This window comes from Methylobacterium sp. 37f (assembly GCF_023093475.1).
In the GTDB taxonomy this organism is placed as follows: Bacteria; Pseudomonadota; Alphaproteobacteria; order Rhizobiales; family Beijerinckiaceae; genus Methylobacterium.
The window spans coordinates 110965-126988 of the sequence record NZ_JAGHKN010000006.1 but is presented as its reverse complement, the minus strand read 5'-3'; the positions used below and the strand labels follow the sequence as shown (position 1 = coordinate 126988).

The window sequence follows — 16024 nt, the reverse complement described above, 5'->3', positions numbered from 1 at the left end:
GCGGCCGGTTCGCAAACCACGCACGCATCCGCGCCGTCTCGCGCCGAGCGTTCTGTCCCGCGCAGGCCGTTCGCGAGCGTGTCAGACGGCCAGCACGGCCCAGCGATGGGGTCCGAGACTTGCCCGCGCATCCCGTGTTCCGGCGTCCGTCACGACAGCCTCTCCGGCTTCCACCGAGCGGGCGTCCGGCGCCGGAACGACCGCCGCGTCCTCGGCGAGGTTCAGGGCGAGGAGAAGGCGTCGCGTTCCGTCGCCGACCGACAGCACGAGCTGGGTGTTCGTCAGGTGAAGCGTCCGCGTGCGGGCGCGGTGCAGCCAGGCATGGCGGCGGCGCAGGGCGATCAGCGTCTGGTGCAGCCGGTAGATCGGCCAGCCGAAGGGGGCGAGATCGGCCGGCGTGTCTGGAAAAACCGGCCGGATCGCATCGTCCCCGCCGATGCGATCTTCCTTCAGGCCGCGGAAGGCCTGCTCGTCACCTGCATAGATCGAAGGCGTGCCGCCGCAGACGAGCAGGATCGCGAGGGCATGGGGGAGGTGGCGCTCATCCACGAGACGGCTGGCGATCCGCGTGACGTCGTGGTTGCCCACGAAGGTGAGCGGCACGAACGTATCGAGAAAGGCGTTGTGGCGGTCGAGCGCGTGGGCGAGTTCGAACAGGTTACGGTCGTTGAGCGCGCTCCAGATGGCTTTCCAAAGCTCGTACTGGGTCACCGCATCCAGGCCGGTGTCGCGCACGAGGGCGGCGTAATCGCCGTGGATCACCTCGCCGAGCAGGTAGGCGTCCGGGTGGGCCGACCGCACGCGGCCCAGGACATCGGCCCAGAATCGCCGCGGCACGGCGTAGGCCGCATCGAGGCGCCAGCCATCCACGCCGCGGGCGAGCCAGTGCGTCATGACGGAGACGACGTAATCGGCCACTGGGGGCGCGTCGTGATTCAGCGTCACGAGTTGCCGGTGCCCTTCGAAGCAGGCGTAGTCCGGCTCCGCGCCCGGATGACCGCCATGCGGCCAGGACAGCTTGAACCACCCGGCCCTGGGTGCTCGCTCTCCCTGCTGCAGAACCTCCTGGAAGGCGGGATGCGCGCGTCCGACATGGTTGAAGACGCCGTCGAGGAGCACGCGCAGGCCCCGCGCATGCGCGGCCTCGATCAGGGCAACGAGATCGGCCTCGTCGCCGAGGCGGGGATCGACCCGGAAGGGATCGACCGTGTCGTAGCCGTGGGTGGAGGCGGCGAAGACGGGTCCGAGCGCAAGTCCCGTGGCGCCGAGCTCGACGGCATAGTCGAGCCAGGCCTGCAGGTGACCCAGGCGATGCACGACGCGAGCACCCGCTGCAGTCTCGGGCTCGGCGCCGACGAAGCCGAGCGGGAAGACCTGCCACCAGATCGTGTGTTCAATCCAATCCGGCACGGCACCGCCTTCGTCCAAAACCGGCAGGAAAACTCGTCAGGTCCGCCTCGGGTGCCATACCGCGCTCTGTTCGCCCATCACGTGTTTGTCGGGCGCGCGAACGGCCGTCGAGGCAGGCTCCGGAGGTCCGATGACACGGTGACAGCGCGCGGCATAATACTGCTGTCTCGGACATGAAGTCTAAGAACCATAATGCAAGATACTTTGACCTGACCGGTTCGCATCCTCATCCATGCAGGACTGGTATATCTGGCATAACGTATCTGGCATACCAGTCTTGGGCGGGAAGCGTCATATCAGCGTCAACGCAATCGCTTCTCGGGATAACCTTCATGCTCACCCTGCTTCTCGTCGTCGCCGCCGGTACCGCCAACATCGCGCTCGTGGCCTTCGTGGCCGATCGGTTGACCCCGAAGAGCACTGCGTCCGTCATCTCGGCCGGCGAACTGGCGATCGTGAACGACAACGTTCCGGCCTCCGCGGTGAAGCTGGCGGCCTGACGGACCGTCCCCCGGCCCGCATCAGCGGACCCACACGACCGAACCGATCGGCCCCGCCCCTCGAAGGCGGGGCTTTTCTTTTGACCCGTCACCTGTCGCCGCGCCGAGTCGATCAATTCCCGCCGAAACGACGCAAGTCTTGATCGAAACGCGAAACTTGATCGGAATGCAAACCTCGATCGGAACATAAGTCTCGATCGATCAGCTGCCGAGCACGTCCGCCTCTGCCCGGCCCACCGCTGCGGCCTGCTGCTGCGCGATGGCCCTGTCGGACTTGCGCTTGAGAAGGAGGCCGATGCCGACCACCAGCGCGGCCCCGAGGACGCCCATCGCGTATGGGACGGCCCCCTGCAGGCCTGCGGGCAGCACCACGACCATCTGCTGCTGAACGAGCCGATCCGTGGCGATCATCTCGCCGGCCACCCAGCCGAGCAATCCGCCGCCGAACCAGATCAGGATCGGGAACCGATCGATCAGCCGGGTGATCAGACTGGCGCCGACCACGAGGAGCGGCACCGACAAGGCGAGGCCGATGATGAAGAGCTCGTCGTGCCCCTTGGCTGCGCCCGCCACCGCTACGACGTTGTCGAAGCTCATCACGGCATCCGCCACCACGATGGTCCAGATCGCCTTGGGCAGGCTGGAATGCTCCTTGACGGCGCTCTCGTCCTCTTCCTCGCCGCGCACCAGCTTGACGGCGATGTGCAGCAGGATGAGTCCGCCCAGAACCTTCAACAGCGGCACCGCCAGCAACTGCGAGATGATGACGGCGAAGAAGATCCGCAGCAGGGCCGCCGCGAAGGCGCCCGCGAAGACGCCGATCCGCCGCTGCCGCTCGGGCAGGCCTCGGCAGGCCATGGCGATGACCACCGCATTGTCGCCCGACAGGATGATGTCGATCCAGACGATCTGGAGGAGCGACAGCAGGAAGGAGGAGGTAAGGTAGGAATCCACGATCAGGCGCCTCTGATGCTCCGGCCCGGTGAAGCGGTGGTGTCCCGTGCCGGCGCCCGTTGTCCTGGACGCCCGTGCGCAGAAGGGCAACCGACGTGTTGAAAGAGCCGGCCCCCCCTGACGGGCGGCCGGCGCAGAAGACGTCTCAGGGATTGGCTTCGACGGCGGAGCGGAGCACGGGCGTCCACCGCGCCACTTCGCGCTCGACCAGTGCCTGCAGGGCGGCGGGACCCGCTTCGGCCTCCTTCGGCACGGTTCCGCCGAGATCGAGGATGCGCTTGGTCGTGGCCGGGTCCTTGAGCGCGGTGTTGAGGGCGGCGGTGAGCTTGGCCCTGACATCCGCCGGCAGGCCCTTCGGCGCGAACACGGCGTTCCAGGCGCTGACCTCGTAGCCGGGCAGGCCCGCCTCCTTCGTCGTCGGCACGTCGGGCAGGCTCGGGGAGCGCTCGGGCGTGGCGATGGCGTAGGCCTTGATCGTCCCGCCGGCGATCTGAGGCGCGACGTTGACAATCTGATCGGTCATGAAGTCGACCTGGTCCGCCATCAGATCGTTCAGCGCAGGCCCCGTGCCGCGATAGACCACGAGCGTGGGCTTGGCGCCGGCGAGGGAATTGAACAGCACGCCCGTCGAATGCGAGACGGAGCCGACGCCCGCATGAGCCTGGTTGATCGCCGGGCCGCGGGCCTTCAGCACCTCGATGAAGCCCTTGAGGTCCTGGGCCGGGAAGCTCTTCTTGGCGACGATGACGATCGGCGTGCCGGCAGCGAGGCCGATCGGATCGAAGCTCTTGGCCGGATCGTATTTCAAGCCCTTGAACAGGGCCGGCGCGGCGCCGTGCGTGCCCATGTGGCCCATCATGATGGTGTAGCCGTCGGGCGCGGCCTGCGCGGCGCGGGTGATGCCGGTGGTGCCGCCGGCCCCGGTGACGTTCTCGATGACGACCTGCTGGCCCAACGCGCGCGACATCGGTTCGGCGACGATCCGCGCCACCACGTCGGTCGGTCCGCCGGCCGCGAAGGGCACCACCATGGTGATCGGGCGCTGGGGATAGGTGTCGGCGGCCGCACCGAACGCAGCGAGTGCCGACAGGAGGCCGATGGCGAGTGCCCGTCTCATGTTCCTCATCCTTCTGGTTTCTGGTTGTCGAACCCGTTGCCGCAAGACGCCGAGGCGTCCACGCCGTCAGGCCTCCGTGAACACCGCGTCGCGGCTTCGTCGCAGCGACGGCAGCAGCGCCGCCGCCAGGATGGTGAAGGTGACGAGGAACAGCACTGCGCTGACCGGGCGCTCGAGGAACACCAGGGCGTCGCCGCGCGACAGGGTGAGGGCGCGGCGCAGGTATTCCTCCATCAGCTTGCCCAGGACGAAGCCCAGCAGGAGCGGCGCGGGCTCGAAGCCGAACTTGATCAGCCCGTATCCGAACACCCCAAAGGCCGCGATCAGCATCACGTCGGTCGGCTGCGCATTGATGGAGTAGATGCCGATGGAGCAGAACATCAGGATCGCGGGGAACATCAGCCTGTAGGGCACCTTCAGCAGGCGCACCCAAATGCCGACGAGCGGTAGGTTGATGACGAGCAGCATGAGGTTGCCGATCCACATCGACGCGATCATGCCCCAGAACAGGTTGGGGTTCTTGGTCATCACGCCGGGACCCGGAACGATGCCGTGGATCGTCATCGCGCCGACCATCAGCGCCATCACGGCGTTCGGCGGAATGCCCAGCGTGAGGAGTGGAATGAAGGCCGTCTGCGCGCCGGCGTTGTTGGCGCTCTCCGGGCCGGCGACGCCCTCGATGGCCCCGCGCCCGAACCGGCTCGGATCGCGGGCGAGCCGCTTCTCGATCGTGTAGGCCGCGAAGGGGCCGAGCACGGCGCCGTTGCCGGGCAGGATGCCGAGGATCGACCCGATCGCAGTTCCGCGCAGCGCCGAGGGGGCCGCCTGCCGCAGGTCCGCCCAGCTCGGCAGCAGGCGGCCGATACGCGCCCGGGCGATCTCTCGGGTCTCGGTCTGGTCGAGGTTGCGCAGGATTTCGGCGACCCCGAACAGGCCCATCGCCAGCACCGAGAAGTCGACGCCGTCGGTCAGGAAGCCGAAGCCGAAGGTCATCCGCTCCTGGCCGGTCTCGAGGTCGGTGCCCACCGTGGCGAACAGGATGCCGACCAGGATCATGGCCACGGCCTTGAGCACGGAGCCGTGCGCGAGGACGACCGCGAAGGCGAGCCCCATCACCATCAGGGCGAAATACTCCGCCGGTCCGAAGATCAGCGCGAGGCGGGTCAGCGGTGCGCCGAGGGCCGCGATCAGCAGGGTGGCGACGGTGCCGGCGAAGAACGAGCCGATGGCGGCGATGCCGAGCGCCACGCCGGCCCGGCCCTGGCGCGCCATCTGGTGCCCGTCCAGGGTGGTGACGACCGAAGTCGCCTCACCCGGGATGTTGACGAGGATCGCGGTGGTGGAGCCGCCGTACTGCGCCCCGTAATAGATCCCTGCGAGCATGATCAGGGCGCCGACGGGATCGAGCCCGAAGGTGATCGGCAGGAGCATGGCGATGGTGGCGATCGGCCCGACGCCGGGCAGCACCCCGATCAGCGTGCCGACGAGGCAACCCAGGAAGCAGAGCGTCACGTTCTGAAGGCTCAGCGCGACGGCGAAACCGAGGCCGAGATTGGCGAGGAGATCCGTCACGTGCCGCGCTCCCGATCAGGTCGTCATCGCGTGCGGGGCGACGTCGGTCCGGCTCCGGCGGGTGGAGCGGCGCTCCACGGCGAGCAGGCCCAGTCCCGCCAGGGCGAGCGCACCGGCCGCGAGCCGCAGCATGACGCGCGACGGAATCGTCCCGCTCGCCGCCTCGATGAGGGCGGTGGGGAAGATGGGAATGGGCAGGTTGAGCAGGTCGCCGAACAGCAGCATGCATCCGGCGGTGAGGAGCAGGGCCAGGATGAGAAGTTCGCGAAAGCGCGCCTCGGGAGTCGCATAGCCTCCGATGATCACCGCGAGCGGTCCCGCAACGATGAGACCGAGGCCCGGACTGGCAACGGAGCCGAGGGCGAAGGGCCGGATCGTGATCGCGAAGGCCAGGATGGCCAGCACGACGGTGAGGGGGCCGCGCAGGCCTGTGGTCTGCAGGCCTGCCCCTTCGCGGGCGAGGCCCGTCACGGCGAGAACGCTTCCGCAGGCGGCGACGCCGATCGCCACCCAATGCGGCAGCATGCCGGGTCCCATGGCGCCGAGGGTGCCCCGCGGCAGATCGCTCGCGGCCCAGAGGCCGAACATCCCGAGCAGGACCAGCCCGAGGCCGGCCACGAAGCTCTGCGGCGCGCGCACCACGGACCTGGTCCGCCGCACGGCGTCGGATGCGTCGCTCATCGTTCCTCCCCTGCGCGCCCCGCCTTCGTTTCTCGGGCGTATGGCACGGCGATATGCGCGTTCCCGTTCGTACCGACGGAAGGCCGGCTCGAGGATGGCCTCGGCAGCCGGCGCTTCCGTTCACACAGGACGATGCGCCCTGTCGGATCGGGATCGTCGAAAATGATTGTTGTCTAGAATCTATGCCGTAACGCGAAGTCTCCACAAGGGCCGGCGTCTACGCATACGCTCGATTTCAAGCTTTGATTTCAGGACATCTAGGCACGTTACAGGGCGCACTTTAATCCGGCTGCGATGGCGGAACCCGCATTGCTGCGCTTCGCTCGGCCGCCATCACGCCGCGGGTGTTGACCAGGTAGGCGAGCTCGGTGCGGTTCTTGGCCTGAAGCTTCTTCATGATGTTGCGCACGTGAACCTTCACGGTGTTGGTGCACATGTTGAGTTCATAGGCGATCACCTTGTTCGGCTTGCCGATCTGCAGGCCGCCGAGCACGGCCGCCTCGCGCTCCGTGAGCCGGACCGCATCGGCCCCGCGCGGCTCCGGTACCTGCGGTGCCGGGATCGCGCACAGGAGTTCGGAAGGTACGAAGCGCCCCCCCGCCAGCACGAGCGCGATGGCGCTCTGGGCCACCTTCAGCGAACTCGTCATCGGAATGAAGCCGCGCAAGCCCCGGCGCATCGCCTCGGTGACCTGATGATCGTCCTCGATCTCGGACAACAGAATCACGGGGACGCCCGGGCTGATGATGGCCAGGGTGTCCAACTCGCTCCGCATCTGGGCGACGCGGCGGTGGGTCGCCGCGATGACGATGACGGAGGCGCCCGGATGCGCCGGCGCCAACTGCTGCCAATGCGTGACCGTGCAGACTCCAAGGACGTTCGGCGCGTCGCCCTTCATCTGGATCTGGCAGAGCAGACTTTCCCGGAACAAAATTCGAGGATCGATGATGACGATAGTCGAAGTCTCGACCTTCTCGTGGGGAAGGACGGATTCGATCATGATACCGGACATCATCGGAACTCCCATCGCGATCCTTGAAGGATGCCTTCCGGCGGCATCCCGACGCGGACCGGTGATGAATTCCGCGACAATTTGTTCAGTTATCGTGTTGGAATTTTAATGACAAGCGATTACTTTATAATCATCGTCGAATTGATATTTGATAATGTCATAATGCCACTCGGACTGGAGACGAACGAGGATACTCAGTCGATCCGCCGTGACGACGCAAGACGACGGTCCAGTGACGCTCATTCTATTGCCGTGCGGTCCTCTCAAGCACTTTCGCCGGCCTCGCCCGTTGTGCCGGAATCTCCTGTCCGTCGGGCCCCTGCCGAGAGCAAGCGCGCCCCATGACCAGTCGGATGGCGGCTAGACCGGCCGCACGTCCCGCAGCACGAGCCCGCTACGCGGGCGGGCGGGGATGTTCGCGAGGTCGAGGGTCAGGTCCTGCGGTGGGATCGTGTACGTCATCCCGTTGGCCAGTTGATCGGTCAGGGTTTCGACCAGAATCTGGGTGATGCCCTCGCCCGGGCAGCGATGGCCGGTCGCGGCCGAGCCGGCGCCGTGGGAGACGAGGTCGAAGGCGCCGGGCGGCGCGTCGCGGAAGCGCTCGGGATCGAACCGGTCCGGCTCAGGCCACAGGCGGGGATCGTGGTTGGTGCCGTAGAGGTCCATCAGCACCCAGGCTCCGGCCTGGAACGCATGGCCGCGCCAGGTGAACGGCTCCCGCACCCGGCCGCCGATGAACGGGATGAAGGGGTAGACGCGGCGGACCTCGAAGGTGAAGCGCGCCAGGGCGCCCGGATCGGCTCCGCGCTGGGCCTCGCGACAGGCAGGGTTGTCCCGGAGCGCCATGGCGGCGAACACGACGTAGCGGGCATTGGCCACGGTCGGCCGCAGCACGTTGATCAGCTCGACCCCGGCGGTCTTCACGTCGAGGAGGCGGCCCTGGAGGTCGCGATGCTCGGCGATGGTGCGGGCCGCACCCTCCGGCACCGCCCGCCGCCCGTCGCGGATCTCGGCGATGACCCGGCGCGCCCATCGCTCGGTACGGGCGCGGTAGAGATGACCGCGCCAGTTGCGGGGGCCGACCGCCCCCGTGCCGGCGATCATGGCGGCGAACTCGGTCGCCCGGTCGCGGGTCTCGCCCGAATCCAGGGGGAGGCCGACCCATTCGCTGATCGCCGCCGTCAGCACGGCATGCGCCTCGTCGAGGAGGATCACCGCGTCCTGCCGCGCCCAGCGGGCAGCGGCCGCCCGCCAATGCCCCACCGTCAGGTCGGCGAGGCGGCGCAGCGCCTCGTGGCCGACGAGCGAGAGGAACATCGCCTTGCGCCGGCGGTGGGCCTCCCCGTCCATCACCATCACGCTGCCGTGGTCCTGGATCAGCGCGAACGCGGTCGGCGGAAGGGCGTGTCGTCGGGTGAAGCGGTGATCGTCGTAGAAGTGGCGCGCGGCCTCGGCACCGGACATGCAGAGCACCGGGCTCAGCATCAGGCGGGTCGCGAACAGGTCGGTGCCGAGGGCCCGGCAGCGGTTCGGGATGAAGGCGTAGCCCTCGGCCAGCAGCGCCAGGGTGCTGTCGAAGCCGGACGCGCGCGGCAGGGGGGTGGCGTCGCGGCTCTGGTCCAGCATGGCGGGGTTCGCGGTCATCGGGGCTCCCTGGGGTCGAACCGTTCAAGCCCGTCGAACCGTTCGGGGTGGGGTCCAACGTCGACTCTCGGGGTCCAACCCGCGAGCCGCAGGGGATGTTCAGCCGCGCGCCGGGCGGCCCCCTGCGGTCACAGTCGCAGCAGGGGCAGGGCCTTGAGGCTGCCATGCGCGTGGAGATCGAGCCCATGCTCGGCGATCTCCTCGGTGCTCAGTTCCCGCAGGGTTTCGGCTTGGGCACCCGAGCCCGCCGCCTCGGCGGCCACGAGCGCCGCGTCCTGTTCGTCGCGGGCGACGACGATCACCGGCGCCACGGTCGCTTCCCCCGCACCCGCCGGAATCACCGTCACCTGCACACCATAGGCCTTGTTCATCACGCCTTCTCCGTCCGCCAACGATCCGGCCTCCCCTGCGCGCTACGGGCCGCCGCGTCCCCCCACGGCGCCGAAGACCTGCCCCGTCGAGTAGCTCGCTTCATGGGAAGCGAGCAGGACGTAGATGCCCGCCAGCTCCGCCGGCTGGCCCGGGCGCCCCATCGGCGTATCCTTGCCGAAACCCGGCAGTTTCTCGGGCGGCTGGCCGCCACAGACCTGGAGCGGGGTCCAGAACGGTCCGGGGGCGACGGCATTCACCCGGATGCCGCTCTGCGCCAGCTGCTTGGCGAGCGCCTTGGAAAAGTTCACGATCACCGCCTTGGTGGCGGCGTAGTCGAGCAGGGTCTCGGAGGGCTCGTAGGCGTTCACCGACGCGGTGTTGATGATCGCCGCCCCGAGGCCCAGATGGGCGAGCGCCGCCTTGGTGATCCAGAACATCGCGTAGACGTTGGTCTTGAAGGTCTGGTCGAACTGCTCGGTGGTGATGTCCAGGATCGAAACCTGCGATTTCTGGTAGACGGCGTTGTTGACCAGGATGTCGAGGCCGCCGAGGGACCGGGCCGCGTCGGCCACGAGGCGTTGGCAGAAGGCTTCGTCGCGGATGTCGCCGGGCAGCGCCACCGCCTTGCGTCCCGCCTGGCCGATGAGCGCCACCACCTCGGCCGCATCCGACTCCTCGGCCGGCAGGTAGTTGATGGCCACATCCGCGCCCTCGCGGGCATACGCGATGGCGGCGGCGCGGCCGATTCCGGAATCGCCGCCGGTGATCAGGGCCTTGCGGCCGGCGAGCCGGCCGGAGCCCTTGTAGGTCGTCTCGCCGTGGTCCGGGCGCGGCACCATCCGGCTCGCGAGGCCCGGCCAATCCTGCTGTTGCCGCTCGAAGGGCGGCCGCGGATAGCTCCGGGGCGGATTGGGGGACGTATCGGTCTGGGCCACCTGCTCCTGGGCACCGGCCGCACTCCCGAGGGCGGCCACCATGCCGGCGGAGAGGCCGCCGACGAGGGCACGCCGCGAAGGATCGGTCTTCGTCTCGGTCATGAAGACTTTCGCTGCTCGATGAACGGGGCACCGGCGGAACCGCCGCCCCCGTCGGGTCAACCCGAACCGGCCGCGTTCGTTCGCGGCCGGGCGAGAGGCGGACGATCGCCCAGGCCGCTACTGGGTCTGGCTGGCGCCGCTGACCCGCCAGATGGTCTTGCCGACATCGTCCGAAACCAGCAGTGCCCCGGTCTTGTCCAGGATGACGCCCACCGGACGCCCCTGCGCCTTCTCGTCGGCATTGAGGAAGCCGGTAAGCACGTCGACCGGCGTCCCGGCGGGCTTGCCGTCCCGGAAGGGCACGTAGATCACCTTGTAGCCGCTCTTCGGCCGGCGGTTCCACGAGCCGTGCTGGGCCACGAACAGACCGGTTTTCCAAGCCTCCGGCAGGCTGCTCTTCGAAGCCTCCGGCAGACCACTCTTCGAAGCCTCCGGCAGGCTGCTCGCCTGCGAGAAGGCGAGGCCGAGGGAGGCCGTGTGGGTGCCGACCGCGTAGTCCGGTGCGATCGCCTTGGCGACGAGCTCGGGCTTCTGCGGCTGCACACGCTCATCCACGTGGTTGCCCCAGTAGCTGTAGGGCCAGCCGTAGAACCCGCCCTCGCGCACGGAGGTGATATAGTCCGGCACGAGGTCGCTGCCGATCTCGTCCCGCTCGTTCACGACCGTCCACAGGGTGCCGGTCGTGGGTTCGAAGCCGAGGCCGTTGGGGTTGCGCAGGCCGGTCGCGTATTCACGCATCTGTTTCGTCGCGATCGTGTATTCCCAGATCGCCGCCCGGCCCGCCTCCTTGTCGAGGCCGTTCTCACCGACATTGCTGTTCGAGCCGACGGTGACGTACAGCCGCTGGCCGTCCGGGCTGGCGATGACGTTCTTGGTCCAGTGGTGATTGATGCCGGACGGCAGGTCGACGACCGTCTCTGGGGTCGCGGTAATCTCGGTCTGGCCCGGCTGATAGGGCACCTTCACCAGGGCGTCCGCATTGGCGACGTAGAGATCGTTGCCGACCAGCGCCATGCCGAAGGGCGAGTGCAGGCCTTTCAGGAAGACGTGGCGCTCCTCGGCGACGCCGTCGCCGTTTGCGTCGCGAAGCAGGACGATGCGGTCGGGGCTCTTCACCCCCGCCCCGGCCAAGCTCTTGACCTTGTCGGCCACCCAATCGGCGATCCCGGTCGAGGGATCGTCGGTCTGGGGCTTGTTCGCCTCCGCCACCAGCACGTCGCCGTTGGGCAGCAGGGCCATCCAGCGCGGATGGTCGAACCCCTCCGCATAGGCCGCGACCTGAAGTCCGGCGGCGGCCTGCGGCTTGGCGCCGTTCTCCCAGCGTGCCACGCGGGCGATGTTCACCGTCGGCATCAGGGTCGGGTTGGGGGCGGGCAGGGTCGGGCTCGCCCCCTGCCCCGCCGAGGCTTCGAGCGTCGCCTGTTCGGGGAAGACGATGAAGCGCACGAAGGCTGCGCCGCCGAGGAGGACGACGGCCAGGGCCGCGAGGCCGATTTTCGATCCGGTCCGCATGACATTCACTTCGGTTCGCGTGGGCGAGGTGTCGCGTCGGCGAAGCCTCGCTTGAGGGAGAGGGCGCTCGCCGACAGGGCGTTCGCCGCATGCGGCCCGCCGGATCGCACCGCATAGACGTCAAGCGCGCGAGACCGGTTTTGGCTCCCTTCCGTTCGCCCTCGGCGCAACGGTACCCCAGGGGTCGAGCCGGGTCGTCAGCCCGTCATCGCGCGGGGCGCCGGCACCTCCCGTCCGTAGACCTGAACCTGGTTGCGCCCGTTCGCCTTGGCGCCATAGAGCGCCTGGTCGGCCGCCTCGACGAAGCCCGCGGGATCGGCGGCACGCGTTTCCGGGATCTGCGCCACGCCGATGCTGACCGTGAGCACGCCGTTCGGACTCCCCGCATGGGGCACCTTCCAGCCCAGAACGGCCTCGCGGATGCGGTTCGCGACGACTTCGGCGCCCGCCGCATCGGTCTCGGGCAGAAGGACGGCGAACTCCTCACCGCCGATCCGGCAGGCCGTGTCCGCCTGGCTGCCGATGCTGGCCTCGATCGAGCGGGCGATCAGCCTCAGGGCCTCGTCGCCCCTCTGGTGCCCGTAGCGATCGTTGAAGCCCTTGAAGTTGTCGGCATCCATCACGAGCAGCGCGAGGGGCACCTGGTTACGAATGGCGCGGCGCCACTCGCGGCCGAGCACGTCGTCGAACCGTCGCCGGTTGGCCAGACCCGTCAGGGCATCGGTGGTGGCGAGCTTCTCCAGTTGGATGTTGAGTTCGTGGGCGGCCCGCTCCGCAGCCCTGCGCTGGCGCAATTCGCGACGGAGGAGGCCCGTGAGCACCACGGTGGTGGCGCACAGGCTGAGGACCACGGCGCCGAGGCCCAGGGCACGGTGCCACCAGTCCGCGTAGACCTGCGCCGGAGTCACGGCGATGCTGAGATGGAGCGGCAGGTCCCCGACCTTCGTGAAGACGAAGTCGCGGGTGCCCTCCCCCACCATCGCGGGCCCGCTGAAGCTGTCCCGCTCCGTGGCGAAGAATTTCCGGTAGCTGTCCGTCGCCGAAACGCTCTGGCCGATCACGGCCTCGTCGTACGGCTCGCGCATGATGATGGCGCCGCCCGGTCCGTAGAGGGTCACGGTCCCGGCGTGATCCGCGCCGACGGCCGCGAACAGCTGGCGGAAATAATCGAGGTAGATCGAGCCGAGGACCACGCCCGCGAAGGTGCCGTCCGGGTCCGACAGGCGCCGGCTGATGATCAGCACGCGCCGTCCCGTCAGACGCGAGACCAGGGGCTGGCTGATGTGCAGGCCGTTGCCCGGATGGGTGGCGTGGTACTGGAAATATTCGCGGTCGGCGTAGTTCAGCGGCTCCGGATTGAGAGAGCGCGAGCTGATGATGAGCTTGCCGGTCCGGTCGAACACGAGGGTGTGGCCGAAATTCTCGGCGGTGGCCGCCCGGTCGAACAGGATCATCTGCCGGAGTTCGGGGTCGGCCTGTGCCAGTTCGGGCAACTTGAGGCCGTCGACGACGGAGCGGAGCGAAAGATCGTAGAGTTCGATGTTGCGGGCGATGTCGCGCCCCAGAACCTGGACCAGGCTGCGCGAGGTGACCTCCGAGCGCCGCGCCGCATCAAGGCGCATCTGCCAGAGCATGAAAGCGGACACGGCACAGAGCCCGATCACCGAAAGCAAATTGATCGTACTCAGCCATCGGGCCGAGTGGGTCCACCGAAATCGCCGCGTCAGGATAGGTCGCTTTGGCATCGTTAGGACCCTGACATCCATCGTTGATCCAGCAGGGAGCGCTTTTGACGGAAGAATGACATCCGTCGACAGGGCTCTTTCATCGCTCGACGGCGGTTAATTCTTCCTCCGTCCACCGGGGTGCCATGCGGTTACGAACTTTCGCGGGCCGTTTGCTCCACGGATCAAGCGGCCGCTCGGCCGCGTTGCCCAGTCGACGCAGACCGAACCGGACGGAAGGACCCTTCATGGCATCTCGACAGAGCCTGCTGCTGCTCCTCGCCCTCGGGTTGGCGACGCCGGCTGCGGGTCAAGCCTCGCCAGCATCTGACCGAGCGCCGGCGGCCTCCAGCCAACCGCCAGCGGCCTCGACCAATGCGGCGCGCGGCGAGGCGGTCTGCGCGACGCAAGCCGACAAGAACGGGCTCACGGGAGCGGGCCGCGACACCTTCCTGCGGGAATGCACGGCAGGCGAGAGGCTGGATCAGCAAAAACCGGCTGGGGCGAAGCCCTAACCGTCCTGGCCATGGCGGGCGACGCTCAGAGCACCGCCGTCAGCTTGTCCGCCATGGACTGCACCTTGTCGCGCCGCGACGAGAACGCCATCGTGAAGAAGACCCGCTGGACGCCGAGTTCGCTGAGCCGAGCCTCGCAGGCCTCGATCAGCGCACAGATGTCGCCGAGTTCGCCCTCGATATTGGTGCCGTTGGCATGCATCTCCGCCTGAAGGGGACTGGCGTCGATGACCGCCTTGATCTCCTTCACGTAGGGCGAAACCGAGGGGCCGACGCCCATCGGGACGATGCACAGATCCGCGACGACCTTCATGATGTTTCTCCCTGCGCCCGACGGCTCTGCCAGAGGTCGCACGCATCCCGGCCTGTCAATCACATCGCGGGGCCGCCTGCGCACATCGATTCCGCCCCGAATGGGTAAGCCGCGCCTGGGCCGTCGACGTGATGGCGTGCCAGCCCCCGGATCGGCCGCCACCAGGGCAGCAGGCCCGGAACCGGACGCCCAATATCGGAACGGCCGGATCGCAGCGGCCGGATCGACCCGGTCTCAGATGTGGATCGCGCGCTTGCCCACCGCCAACGCCGCTTCCTTGACCGCCTCGGTCAGGGTCGGATGGGCGTGGCAGGTGCGGGCCACATCCTCGGCGGAGGCGCCGAACTCCATCGCCACCGCGACCTCCGCGATGAGGTTGCCCGCATCGGCGCCGACGATGTGCACGCCGAGAACCCGGTCGGTGGTGGCGTCGGCCAGGATCTTCACGAAGCCGTCCGTGGTGTGGTTGACCTTGGCGCGACCGTTGGCGGTGAAGGGGAATTTTCCGCTGTTGTAGGCGATGCCGTCCTTCTTCAGCTCCTCCTCGGTCTTCCCGACCGAGGCGACCTCCGGATAGGTGTAGACCACGTTCGGGATCACGCCGTAATTCACGTGGCCCGACTGGCCGGCCAGCAGCTCGGCCACCGCCACGCCCTCGTCCTCGGCCTTGTGCGCCAGCATCGGCCCGGCGATGACGTCGCCGATGGCGTAGATGCCCGTCACGTTGGTGGCGTAGTGGCTGTCGGTCTGGATGCGACCCTTGTTGTCGAGTCCGACCCCCACCGTCTCCAAGCCGAGGCCCTCGGTGTAGGGCACGCGGCCGATGGCGACGAGCACCACGTCGGCCTGCAGCGTCTCGGCCTCGCCGCCGGCGGCGGGCTCCACCGTGACGGTGGCGGCCCCGTCCGCGACCGCGACGCCCGTCACCTTCGAGGACAGCTTGAACTGGATGCCCTGCTTGCCGAGGATGCGCTGGAACTGCTTGCCGACCTCGCCGTCCATGCCGGGCAGGATGCGGTCGAGATACTCGACCACGGTGACCGCCGAGCCGAGGCGGCGCCAGACCGAGCCGAGTTCGAGGCCGATGACGCCGGCGCCGATGATCAGCATCTTGCCCGGCACCTTGTCCAGGGCGAGCGCCCCCGTGGAGGTGACCACGACCGTCTCGTCGATGGTGACGCCGGGGAGCTTGGTGACGTCCGAGCCCGTGGCGATGACGACGTTCTTCGTCTCGAGAAGCTGATTGCCGCCGTCCTCGGACAGCACCTCGACGCGACCGGCGCCGGCCAGACGGGCGGTGCCCCGGTAGGCATCGATGCCGTTCTTCTTGAGCAGGAACTCGACACCCTTGGTATTGCCGTCGACGCCGTCCTGCTTGAACGTCATCATCTTGGCGAGGTCGAGTTCGGGCGTGCTGACCATGACGCCCATGTCGGCGAAGTGCTTGGAGGCCTCTTCGAAGGCCTCCGAAGCGTGCAGCAGCGCCTTCGAGGGGATGCAGCCGACATTGAGGCAGGTGCCGCCGTGGGTGGCCCGCTTCTCGACCACCGCGGTCTTGAGACCGAGCTGGGCCGCCCGAATGGCGCAGACATAGCCGCCGGGGCCGGTGCCGATGACGACGAGATCGTAGGACATGGAGTTCTGACTCGCTGGATTGGGCG

15 protein-coding genes are annotated in these 16024 nt (G+C 68.2%); 2 read left to right on the top strand and 13 right to left on the bottom strand.

Annotation, left to right across the window (positions count from 1 at the left end; all coding sequences use genetic code 11):
- Nucleotides 1–81: 81 nt before the first annotated feature.
- The gene (locus J7U37_RS06320; RefSeq protein WP_247635157.1) at nucleotides 82–1410 is read right to left on the bottom strand and encodes an alpha-amylase family protein; all 1329 of its coding nucleotides are present in this window, start codon (nucleotides 1408–1410) and stop codon (nucleotides 82–84) included.
- 332 nt (nucleotides 1411–1742) lie between these two features.
- Between J7U37_RS06320 and J7U37_RS06315 the strand changes: the two genes are divergently transcribed.
- Nucleotides 1743–1910 (top strand): hypothetical protein, encoded by a 168-nt coding sequence (locus J7U37_RS06315; RefSeq protein ID WP_200935886.1) that lies wholly within the window; start codon nucleotides 1743–1745, stop codon nucleotides 1908–1910.
- 201 nt (nucleotides 1911–2111) lie between these two features.
- Here the strand turns inward: J7U37_RS06315 and J7U37_RS06310 are convergent, their stop codons facing one another.
- From J7U37_RS06310 to J7U37_RS06265, 10 genes are all read right to left on the bottom strand, one after another.
- Entirely contained in the window at nucleotides 2112–2864 is a 753-nt protein-coding gene (locus J7U37_RS06310) for a TerC family protein (protein ID WP_247635156.1), read from the bottom strand.
- Between the two features lie 145 nt (nucleotides 2865–3009).
- On the bottom strand, nucleotides 3010–3981 hold the full coding sequence (locus J7U37_RS06305) for a tripartite tricarboxylate transporter substrate-binding protein (protein WP_247635155.1): 972 nt from the start codon (nucleotides 3979–3981) through the stop codon (nucleotides 3010–3012).
- 66 nt (nucleotides 3982–4047) lie between these two features.
- Entirely contained in the window at nucleotides 4048–5553 is a 1506-nt protein-coding gene (locus tag J7U37_RS06300; RefSeq protein WP_056485386.1) for a tripartite tricarboxylate transporter permease, read from the bottom strand.
- A 15-nt stretch (nucleotides 5554–5568) separates the two neighbouring features.
- Nucleotides 5569–6234: a tripartite tricarboxylate transporter TctB family protein gene (locus J7U37_RS06295; RefSeq protein WP_247635154.1), complete on the bottom strand. Its 666-nt coding sequence runs from the start codon at nucleotides 6232–6234 to the stop codon at nucleotides 5569–5571.
- Nucleotides 6235–6514: 280 nt separating this feature from the next.
- A complete protein-coding gene (locus J7U37_RS06290) occupies nucleotides 6515–7249 on the bottom strand; it encodes a response regulator transcription factor (RefSeq protein ID WP_247635153.1) in 735 nt (244 codons plus the stop codon).
- 357 nt (nucleotides 7250–7606) lie between these two features.
- Nucleotides 7607–8890: a cytochrome P450 gene (locus tag J7U37_RS06285; protein WP_247635152.1), complete on the bottom strand. Its 1284-nt coding sequence runs from the start codon at nucleotides 8888–8890 to the stop codon at nucleotides 7607–7609.
- 128 nt (nucleotides 8891–9018) lie between these two features.
- A complete protein-coding gene (locus J7U37_RS06280; RefSeq protein WP_056485392.1) occupies nucleotides 9019–9261 on the bottom strand; it encodes a hypothetical protein in 243 nt (80 codons plus the stop codon).
- A 42-nt stretch (nucleotides 9262–9303) separates the two neighbouring features.
- Complete coding sequence (locus J7U37_RS06275) at nucleotides 9304–10299, bottom strand: SDR family oxidoreductase (RefSeq protein ID WP_056182359.1); 996 nt, start codon at nucleotides 10297–10299, stop codon at nucleotides 9304–9306.
- A gap of 117 nt (nucleotides 10300–10416) precedes the next feature.
- On the bottom strand, nucleotides 10417–11811 hold the full coding sequence (locus tag J7U37_RS06270; RefSeq protein ID WP_247635151.1) for a sorbosone dehydrogenase family protein: 1395 nt from the start codon (nucleotides 11809–11811) through the stop codon (nucleotides 10417–10419).
- A gap of 197 nt (nucleotides 11812–12008) precedes the next feature.
- Entirely contained in the window at nucleotides 12009–13457 is a 1449-nt protein-coding gene (locus J7U37_RS06265; RefSeq protein ID WP_247635150.1) for a sensor domain-containing diguanylate cyclase, read from the bottom strand.
- Nucleotides 13458–13783: 326 nt separating this feature from the next.
- Here J7U37_RS06265 and J7U37_RS06260 point away from each other — a divergent pair, with 326 nt between their 5' ends.
- On the top strand, nucleotides 13784–14050 hold the full coding sequence (locus tag J7U37_RS06260) for a hypothetical protein (RefSeq protein WP_247635149.1): 267 nt from the start codon (nucleotides 13784–13786) through the stop codon (nucleotides 14048–14050).
- A 25-nt stretch (nucleotides 14051–14075) separates the two neighbouring features.
- On the opposite strand, the gene J7U37_RS06255 is transcribed toward J7U37_RS06260, so the two are convergent.
- Both J7U37_RS06255 and lpdA read right to left on the bottom strand, forming a co-directional pair.
- Nucleotides 14076–14363 (bottom strand): MTH1187 family thiamine-binding protein, encoded by a 288-nt coding sequence (locus J7U37_RS06255; protein WP_056182372.1) that lies wholly within the window; start codon nucleotides 14361–14363, stop codon nucleotides 14076–14078.
- A gap of 234 nt (nucleotides 14364–14597) precedes the next feature.
- A complete protein-coding gene (gene lpdA / locus J7U37_RS06250; protein ID WP_247635148.1) occupies nucleotides 14598–15998 on the bottom strand; it encodes a dihydrolipoyl dehydrogenase in 1401 nt (466 codons plus the stop codon).
- Between the last annotated feature and the right edge of the window lie 26 nt (nucleotides 15999–16024).